10 protein-coding genes, 1 tRNA gene and 5 pseudogenes are annotated in these 9,377 nt (G+C 30.2%); 14 read left to right on the top strand and 2 right to left on the bottom strand.

What is annotated here, in order from left to right:
- Positions 1-216, bottom strand: a pseudogene (locus J4N46_RS12555) (tyrosine-type recombinase/integrase); the annotation flags it as partial.
- A 57-nt stretch (positions 217-273) separates the two neighbouring features.
- Positions 274-347 (bottom strand) — tRNA-Met (locus tag J4N46_RS00240).
- A 415-nt stretch (positions 348-762) separates the two neighbouring features.
- Here J4N46_RS00240 and J4N46_RS00235 point away from each other — a divergent pair.
- The 14 genes and pseudogenes from J4N46_RS00235 to J4N46_RS00170 all read left to right on the top strand — a co-directional run.
- Positions 763-1,882, top strand: a pseudogene (locus J4N46_RS00235) (DUF2931 family protein).
- Positions 1,883-1,889: 7 nt separating this feature from the next.
- On the top strand, positions 1,890-3,008 hold the full coding sequence (locus J4N46_RS00230) for a DUF2931 family protein (RefSeq protein WP_208057394.1): 1,119 nt from the start codon (positions 1,890-1,892) through the stop codon (positions 3,006-3,008).
- An 11-nt stretch (positions 3,009-3,019) separates the two neighbouring features.
- Entirely contained in the window at positions 3,020-3,235 is a 216-nt protein-coding gene (locus tag J4N46_RS00225) for a hypothetical protein (RefSeq protein WP_208057393.1), read from the top strand.
- Entirely contained in the window at positions 3,210-3,740 is a 531-nt protein-coding gene (locus J4N46_RS00220; protein ID WP_208057392.1) for a hypothetical protein, read from the top strand. The genes J4N46_RS00225 and J4N46_RS00220 overlap by 26 nt, the downstream gene beginning before the upstream one ends.
- 90 nt (positions 3,741-3,830) lie before the next feature.
- Positions 3,831-4,229, top strand: a pseudogene (locus J4N46_RS00215) (IS1595 family transposase); the annotation flags it as partial.
- Between the two features lie 224 nt (positions 4,230-4,453).
- Positions 4,454-5,356 (top strand): SH3 domain-containing protein, encoded by a 903-nt coding sequence (locus J4N46_RS00210; RefSeq protein ID WP_208057391.1) that lies wholly within the window; start codon positions 4,454-4,456, stop codon positions 5,354-5,356.
- A gap of 137 nt (positions 5,357-5,493) precedes the next feature.
- The gene (locus tag J4N46_RS00205) at positions 5,494-5,949 is read left to right on the top strand and encodes a hypothetical protein (protein ID WP_157909468.1); all 456 of its coding nucleotides are present in this window, start codon (positions 5,494-5,496) and stop codon (positions 5,947-5,949) included.
- 76 nt (positions 5,950-6,025) lie between these two features.
- Positions 6,026-6,283, top strand: a pseudogene (locus J4N46_RS00200) (IS1595 family transposase); the annotation flags it as partial.
- Positions 6,284-6,473: 190 nt separating this feature from the next.
- Positions 6,474-6,695 carry a hypothetical protein gene (locus J4N46_RS00195; RefSeq protein ID WP_208057390.1) on the top strand — a complete coding sequence of 74 codons (222 nt, stop codon included), beginning with the start codon at positions 6,474-6,476 and terminating at the stop codon, positions 6,693-6,695.
- Entirely contained in the window at positions 6,695-7,456 is a 762-nt protein-coding gene (locus J4N46_RS00190; RefSeq protein WP_208057389.1) for a hypothetical protein, read from the top strand. Before J4N46_RS00195 ends, J4N46_RS00190 begins: the two co-directional genes overlap by 1 nt.
- Complete coding sequence (locus J4N46_RS00185) at positions 7,456-8,028, top strand: hypothetical protein (RefSeq protein WP_208057388.1); 573 nt, start codon at positions 7,456-7,458, stop codon at positions 8,026-8,028. The genes J4N46_RS00190 and J4N46_RS00185 overlap by 1 nt, the downstream gene beginning before the upstream one ends.
- A 108-nt stretch (positions 8,029-8,136) precedes the next feature.
- The gene (locus tag J4N46_RS00180) at positions 8,137-8,568 is read left to right on the top strand and encodes a DUF3828 domain-containing protein (RefSeq protein WP_317194285.1); all 432 of its coding nucleotides are present in this window, start codon (positions 8,137-8,139) and stop codon (positions 8,566-8,568) included.
- A gap of 9 nt (positions 8,569-8,577) precedes the next feature.
- The gene (locus J4N46_RS00175; RefSeq protein WP_208057387.1) at positions 8,578-9,096 is read left to right on the top strand and encodes a DUF3828 domain-containing protein; all 519 of its coding nucleotides are present in this window, start codon (positions 8,578-8,580) and stop codon (positions 9,094-9,096) included.
- Positions 9,097-9,105: 9 nt separating this feature from the next.
- A pseudogene (locus tag J4N46_RS00170) lies at positions 9,106-9,377 on the top strand (DUF3828 domain-containing protein); the annotation flags it as partial.

Below are 9,377 nucleotides of genomic sequence, written 5' to 3'. Positions count from 1 at the left end.
ATTACGGAAGTAGTAATATACGTACCAACGCTTATATTTTTGCAGTATTTCCTCCTTTTGCTTTTCAGTAAAAGCACTTAATCGTTTCTGCTCTATAATTTTGGGGTATATTTTTGGTACTGAATAGTTTTTCTTATCCATAACCCTGTCGGTTTTACAATTATTGACATACTCGGTTTTATACTCGCTTTCTATAAGTTCGTTTAGGATGGACATAAAAAAATACGCTTTGGAGCGTATTTTTATTAGGTATTTTACCTTATTTTATCTTTGTAGCGAAGACGGGATTTGAACCCGTGACCTTTGGGTTATGAATCCAACGCTCTAACCACCTGAGCTACCTCGCCATTTTCTATGCAAAGCTTACTTCTTATGCTTTTGCGGGTGCAAATGTACTACTTTTTTTTGTCTTACCAAATTTTTGAACACATTTTTTTAAGTTATTAATACTGATTATTTCATAACTTATTGATAATAAATGGTATATTTCATTTTTTATATTTTATAAATTTAGTAGAAGTATGTAAATATTGTATCTTTTCTGCTTTGTTCGTGTTTCTTTTGGTGGAGATGCTTATCCTTCGCTTATCCTTCGCTCAAGGTTCGGTGGGGAATAATTATGAATTTTAAATTGTGAGGCTTGTGAGATTAGGGGAAATTGGCGGTGGACTTCAATAGTGAAAAGTTTTTGAATTCTAATAAATTTATTGTACTTTTGTATTGTCAATATTATTTGTTTTTTTTCACGTAAAAAAAATTAGAATGAAAAAGATATTATTTTTACTCTTGAACTTGCTGCTTGGTAGTTGTCAAATATGTAATAATAAAAAAGGTATGAATGAACCACAATATGAATGGGGCATAGCGGTGAATACTCCCATAGGCTACCCTATACGTTTTTATGCCGCTATGGTAGGTGGAAGACCCATTGTAAGAGAGTTGTACACTGAAAAAGAAGAACCCGATTGGGGAAATGCTTTTGGTTATGAAAGCCTTTCAATGGATAAACTACCTAAAAGCGTAGATATGGTATGGCTCTCCTATAAAGAAGATTGCTTCTATAGGCTCAAAACTGCTATTGATTACGAAAAGATAGCAAAGCTTTTTAAAGAGGGTTTTGATGAAAGATTTTCTAATGGAAAAATGAACCATACAACTTATAATACTGTTGTGGTAGGTATTGCTCCAGGAGGGGTAGTAGTGTTATTGGGTGGGTAAAGGTTATTTCCCTATTAAAGAGATTGGAAGATATCAAGCTGATAAAATAGCACTTAAAGAGCCAGAAGGATTAGACAATCACCAAAGACTTATATTTAGTAAAAAGGATAGAGAAGAGGTTTTAAATAGTAAAACTATCATTCCTGAGGATTTTCGTGAGGCAAACAAAAACAAATCTATCCCCTTTGGCTTATGGGATAGTTATAGAGACCATCAATATCAATGGTTCTCTACTTTTGAAGTTCCCGAAGGAAAAATGGGTGATGTGGGGTATCGCTATTGGAATGGGGAAGCAGGAACTACCTTATATACTGACTTCTCCTCCTATATGGGCAAGCAAGATGTTTTTTACTTAGAGGAAAGTATTCAAAAACGCCCTTTATTTAAGAATCTGTTATTTTACTACAAAACTCAAAATGGACAAAAATACTTAGCAGAACTAAGTTTTGATTGGGAAGCAGTAGTAGCTGCTTATAAAAAAGTTTTTGGAGAAGATGCTGATAAAGTAACGGCTCACTTAGATATTCGCGTAAATCGCGCCAATGATTACCTCACCTTTCAATTGATAGGCGACAATGGTAAACAAACTTTTTTAGAACCTAAAACAGTTGAAGTCTTTAAAATGTCTGAAAAAGCTGTATATAAGCCCACTCCTTTTGAATAAAATTAGAATGAAAAAGATATTATTTTTACTCTTGAACTTGCTGCTTGGTAGTTGTCAAATATGTAATAATAAAAAAGGTATGAACGAACCACAATATGATTGGGGCGTAGCGGTAAATACCCCCATAGGCTACCCTATACGTTTTTATGCCGCTATGGTAGGTGGAAGACCCATTGTAGGAGAGTTGTACACTGAAAAAGAAGAACCCGATTGGGGAAATGCTTTTGGTTATGAAAGCACTTCAATGAACAAGCTACCTAAAAGCGTAGATATGGTATGGCTATCCTATAAAGAAGATTGCTTCTATAGGCTCAAAACGGCTATTGATTACGAAAAAATAGAAAAACTCTTTAGAGAAGGCTATAAAGAAAGAGTCCCTAATGGGGAAGTAAGGCATACAACCTATGATACTATAGTAGTGGGTATAGCCCCTGGGGGTGTAGTAGTGCTATGGGCAGGGGATGGTTATAATAAAATTACTGAAATAGGAAGATACCAAGCCGAAAAAATAGATTTGAAAGAGCCTCCTGGGTTAGATAGCCACGAACGCCTCATTTTTAGCAAAGAGGATAGAGAAGAGGTTTTAAATAGTGACTTAACAATTCCTAAAGCAGTACGCGAAGCCAATAAAAACAAACCTATCCCCTTTGGCTTATGGGATAGTTATCGAGACCATCAATACCAATGGTTCCCTGTCTATGAAATTCCCAATGGAAAAATAGGTGATGTTAGGGTAAGATATTGGAATGGAGAGGCAGGTACTACCTTGTATACTGATTTTAATTCCTATATGGACAAAAAAGATTTCTTCTATTTAGAAGAACCTATTCAAAAACGTTCCTTGTTTAAAGAATTAGTTATCTCTTACAAAGCTGAAAGCGGACAAAAATATTTAGCAAAAGTTTGGTTTGATTGGGAAGCAGTAGTAGCAGCTTATCAAAAAGTCTTTGGAAAAGAAGCTGATAAAGTAACTGCCCATTTAGATATTCGGGTAAATCGCGCTAATACCTATCTCACCTTTCAATTGATAGGCGACAATGGTAAACAAACTTTTTTAGAACCTGAAACATTAGAATACTATAAGCTTTCTGATAGAAATATCATAACCCCCACTCCTTTGGATTAAAAAAAAACGTAATGGGTATATATGATATTTTGTTTTTTTTAGGAAAAGTAAAAACCGATGGTGTTTTCAAAAAAATAGAAAAACTCTATAAAATTACTGTCATTCCTGAAAATAATGAAAACCACACTAATACAGAAATAGTAGAAACTCGTGTTACGGATTTAGGTAAAAAAATAGACATAATTAAAATTATAAAAGATTATGATCCAGAAAATATTTCTATATAGCTTACTAATAGGTATATGTTTTTTAAGTTGTTTTAATACACCTAAAAAAGGTATTGTCTTTTCTGAAAAAATAGAAACCCCAAAAGATACTATTTTAAGTAAAGAAGAGATTTATAAAAAAATAGAAGAGATTGTTAATTTGAGGATAGCAGATAAGAAAGAAGGAAAAGAAAGTTTAAGTTATTATTTTTCTAAACTAAATATAGAAGATATTTCAAGTTATAAGATAAAAACGATAATAGGTCGTTTAATAGAATTTAAATACTTGAAAGTCAGAAATAGTGGAGAATATGATCCAGAATCTTTTCCTGTATATAATTTGTCAATATCAGGTGATTTATTTCTATTAGGAATTATAAGAGGAGATATGAGCTATACGGACTTTGTTTGTATAGATTCTATTGTGTTAGCATTGGATAAGATTCCACAAATGCAAAATGATTCCATTCATAAAATCTGTCTTGATTTGGTAAAACGCAACAAAACAGGTGGTTGCAAATGGTAAAAATTACGCGGGTTAAACCTGTCTATGAGAAAATATTGATTGAGATGTCAAAGTATTTTCATATATTTGCACTCTAAAAATTAATGTATTATGGAATTATTTAAGGGACAAAGCCTCTTAGAGTTTACTGAACGCTTTAAAACTGACTTAGATTGCGAAGAATATCTAGCTTCTTTAAAGTGGGAAAAAGGATATTGTTGCCGTAAATGTGGACATACAAAATACCAAGTTCGCAAAGATTTTTCACGTACTTGTAATATCTGTGGAGATACGGAGAGTCCTACTGCTGGAACACTATTTCATAGACTAAAATTTGGGTTACGTAAAGCATTTTTTATATGTTTTGAAATGACAACAACAACTAAAGGGGTATCAGCTTCACAGGTTGCTCGTCGTTATGAAATTAGTCGTCAGACTGCACATTATTTTATGCAAAAAGTTCGTGAAGCTATGAAATCCAGTGAATCGCACAAAATGAATGATAGCGTTTAGGTTGATGAATTTACCATAAGAGGAAAAGAGGAAGGAATTGCTATACATAAATATTCTCCTGCTGATGCCGTTGGCTGTTTAACAACAGTTAGTGGTAAGGACAATACACTTATAGAAAACATATTCAACTCTATAAAATATTGGAATAATGTGAAAATAATTCTTGAAGAAAGAGAAGTAGAAGAATCTAATTGGAATAACAAAAATATAGGAGAAACAAAATGGACTGGAAAATTATAATACTTTTTTTAATAGTAACTTTTAATAGCTATAGTCAAAAGATAGAAGATTATACAATTTTTAAAGACGGCGAAGTTTATATTAACTTCCGTAGATACATACAAAGAATGATGCCTCAGATAGTTGCTGAATTAGAAAAATACAACTATAAAAAACCTTCTGAAGAGCACTATAAGCAAGTAATACACTCTTTTATCAATAAAGATCTACTACCGCAAAATATAGTGGTGCTGAATGATGATCTCAATCCATATATTGCTATCCAAGATAAAGGAATCATATATACAGAAGATGGATATGAAGCAAAAATGGTTGGGCTTCTGTTATTTCACCTTAATCAGTATCTCTTCTATAAAGACCTAAAGTCCTTAGAGTGGCTAAAAGATAATTATGAAGATATATTATCAGATTTTGTAGTTACTTTTGGTGTTTATAGAGATAAAACACTGCTAAAATGGTATCTTGATAGAAAAATTAATGATGAAACTGCTATACAATCGTTATTTTATTATGAGAAGAATATGCGCCAATTTATAAGAAAAGAGATGGTGTTAGCGGTCGATAAAATGTTACGAGGGACTCCTAACGAACACGATTTTGCTATTAATGCGGCGAAATACTATGTTCAAAGATATTCTCACGACTTCGATAACCCCAAGGAAATAATTGATTTCTTATTTAATTCTTCAAGAGGTTATTATATAGAAGATCCTGATGGATACTCTAATATAAGGGCGGATAAGAGTACTTCTTCTAAAATTCTAAGTAGAATAAAATCAGGCGAAAAAATAGATGTATTAGATGATACAAGCAATTGGTATTTGATAAAAACTAAAGAAGGATTAAAAGGATATGTACACAAAAGCAGAATAAAAATCAAATAATTGAGGTGTCAATTAGTATGTAGCTAAATAGATACCTCAAAAATATATTGTAGGACAAGCAGAAGGGAGAGCTATACAAGTGGTTGTTGAGAAAAGAGGTAAAGTAGAAGAATTAAGAACCTTAAAAAATCAATAAGATGAGTAAGATTATAAATTTAGTAACAATTGTTTTGTTATTTATTAGTTGCAACAACACTTCTAAGAAATTAGAGATGCTAAAAGAAGGCACATTTATTTATGAGAGAGAAAGAGTTCTTGAGAAAAAAAATATTACAGTTGAACAATCAAAAATAGAAATGATAAGAGAAACTAAATATGTTGTTGAAGAAAAAGTTATTTACGATAGTTTAGGTATTTTGCAAATATATGATGGTGCTGCAGAGGGTTTTATTATTCACACAAGAAATAAAAGTGATGGAAATATTATATTCAAAAATAGGGGGTATAGTAATAAAATATTAATAAATAGAAAACTGGATTGTCTTATAGATGGGAAAGATACAATTAGAAATTTTGAAGTATTTTTAAAAGATCAACTCATAATGGTCTATCCTAAAGAAGATGATAGAATTTATGTATACAAATTTAAATAATTAATTGAGGTGTCAAAATAATTTCATATATCTGCGCTCTGAAAATTAATGTATTATGGAATTATTTAAGGGACAAATAAAAGACTTTAATATAACTCAAATTTCTAGTAATGATGGGAAGAATTTTCCTACATTACATAAGGTAATACATCAAATAAAATCTTGGATAAGAGGTATATATTCTTGGGTTTCAGAATTTAAAATAGACCGCTCTTTAGCTGAGTATAGTTTTAGAATCAATCGCTCACAAAGCAAAGATACTATCTTTAACAAATTAATGAAAAGAATTGTAGAGCGTTCTCCCGTTTCCCAAAGTCAATTAGTATGTAGCTAAATAGACACTTCAAAATATGTTTTTTGAGGTGGGTAATGTATCAAATGTGTTGTTAAAATCCCAACAGATTAACAATCAATACAATACAAAAGAACTGCCCTACTATTTCCTTTTACCCACCATAGAGAAAAGCGTTTTTAAAACCTATAATGTGCTCTAAATAGTGCGAGGGGAATTTGAATTTTGAATTATGAATTTTGAATTGGGCACAAGCTGCAAGCTTGCGCCAGCGGGGGGGCTTGTTTTTGAAATAGCATACAAATATGGATTTAGAAAAAATTATGCTACAGGAATGAATGAATATACAAAATATGGAGTTGTTCCAACTGTTGGAGGACATTATGACCATGGACATCTTGGATTATCTAATATTAATATAGAAATAGTTAGTCATCTAAATATAAAAAAATAATGAAAAATATTTTATTACCTTTATTGTCTATTTTTTTTTCTTGCTCAGATCAGGGAGTGAAAATAGAAAAAAAAACATCCTCACAACAAACTTATGTTGATGAAATTCTAAAAAAGGTTAATGATACTATAAGATCTAAAGATAATAACGATAGTGATAAGTTTAAAGAATATTTAAAAATATCTTTGCCAAAAAATAATATTTATATTGGAAAAATGTATTCAATTAATGAGAGTATTAATGATGATTTTCTAATATATAAAAAAAAAGATACTATTTTTGTAAAGCAATTATTTTTAGAATCTGATGCGTTTGATGGAAAAGAACTCATATTTGATAAGAAAATGCCTGACTGCCAAATATCAGTTAAATACTATCTAGCATATTCCTTTAAAGGGCTTGAAAACACAGATAGGTATATAGATATGGATTATATCTATAACTTAGATCTTTCTGAGAAAAAAATACCTTCTTTTACTGATATAAAAAAATGTCTAAATATGTGTAAAAACAGTAAGCAAATAAAAAGAAACCTTTATCATTATTATATAGCTTATTACTCTGCAATACCTGAGGCTGTACTAAAGAAAGACAGCCCAAGTGATTTTGAACAATACAATACTTTTAAAAAGAAAACAATAGAAACTATTGATATTGAAGAATTAGGATTTTATCTAAGTTATAACAAAATGATAATAAATCTTACTATTAAAGATAAAAACTCTGTAATTGTTTTTAAAAAAGTGGCATATAAAGAATAATGAAAGCATTATTTATAATTTTTATGACAGTATGGGTTCTGTTTGCTTGTAATAATCAACAGAGCAATCAACAACAATTTGTATCTGATATATTGACTAATAGAGAATTTTTTAAACAAATAGATACATTGAATAAAGAAACCTCAAAACAAACATCAGATAGCCTAATTTACATTGATAAAAACATTGTAAACCACAGATTTTTTCGTATAAATATTGATAAAAAGGGAGACACAATCTTGTTTGATCCTTGCTATGCGAGTATAGCAACTATTTTAATGCAAAAAAAACGTTTTATACACGGTTATGGACAAGAAACTAATGACTTACAAATCATATCCTCTAAGAAAGATAATGAAAAAGTTATTTACACGGTAAAATTTGATGGTGATACTGATGAGAAATACTTTGAAAAGGTAAGTTTTGAAAAACTTGACAACAAAAATAAGTATTGGCGTATCGGTTATAAATCCTATGACAAAGATGCTTTCGAATATGAGATTTTTATAGATAGTTTATACAAGAAAACTATACCTTACAAGAAAGAGCCTTGCTCAGAGGAATATGATTAATTCATAAGTTAAAATATTCAGATAGTAAAGATTTATTATTTTATTTCAGCGTGTTTATTGTTGTTTTCTTGCAATAATAACAATACCCAAGTATCATCTTCTGATGATATTAGAGATACTATTTCCTCTATCAAAAGAGATACCATAGTAGAAAAAGATACAATTGCACCAATTCAAGTGCCTAAAGAAGAAACTGATGAAGCTACAAAAATGATTTTAGAATTTTATGATAAGTACATCAGACAGCAAGATAAAATGCCTTGTGGGGAGTTTTGCGAAGAAGAATTAAGGGAAATAGAAAGGGAGTTTCTATCAAGTAAATTAATACGGAAAGTAAATTCAGATGAATTAAGTTCAGATCCTATTGTAAGAGCCCAAGATATCTTCATAGAATGGTTGGACTCTATTAAGGTAAAGAAGATAAATTCAAAAAGATATAATGTGTATCTTTTTGACTTCTATTTTAATAGATATGATAGCGTACAATTAAAAGTAGCTAAGAAGAAAGACAAGTATATCATTGATGACATTATATTTTAAAATATTCAGATGGTAAAGATTTATTATTTTATTTCAGCGTGTTTATTGTTGTTTTCTTGCAATAATAACAATACCCAAGTATCATCTTCTGATGATATTAGAGACACTATTGCCTCTATCAAAAGAGATACCATAGTAGAAAAAGATACAATTGCACCAATTCAAGTGCCTAAAGAAGAAACTGATGAAGCTACAAAAATGATTTTGGAATTTTATGATAAGTATATCAGGCTGCAAGATAAAATGCTTTGTCTTGATTGTGAAGAAGAATTGATAAGAATTAAGAAAAGATATTTATCAAATAAATTAATAAAAAAAATAGAGCCCTCGGAAGATCTAGATATGGATCTTATTGTAAATGCCCAAGATGTTTTCATAGAATGGTTGGACTCTATTAAGGTAAAGAAGATAAATTCAAAAAGATATAATGTGTATCTTTTTAACTTTTATGATAACAGATATGATAGCATACAATTAAAAGTTGCTAAAAAGAAAGACAGGTACATCATTGATGATATTATATTTTAAAATATTCAGATGGTAAAGATTTATTATTTTATTTCAGTGTGTTTATTGTTGTTTTCTTGCAATAATAACAATACCCAAGTATCATCTTCTGATGATATTAGAGACACTATTTCCTCTATCAAAAGAGATACCATAGTAGAAAAAGATACAATTACACCAATTCAAGTGCCTAAAGAAGAAACTGATGAAGCTACAAAAATGATTTTAGAATTTTATGATAAGTACATCAGGCAACAAGATAAAATGCCTTGTCTTGATAACAGGGAGTTTTGTGAAGAAGA

The organism is Capnocytophaga bilenii (assembly GCF_017565765.1).
In the GTDB taxonomy this organism is placed as follows: Bacteria; Bacteroidota; Bacteroidia; order Flavobacteriales; family Flavobacteriaceae; genus Capnocytophaga; species Capnocytophaga bilenii.
Note: the sequence above shows the minus strand (reverse complement) of the source record. Positions and strands in the feature narration are given on the sequence as shown.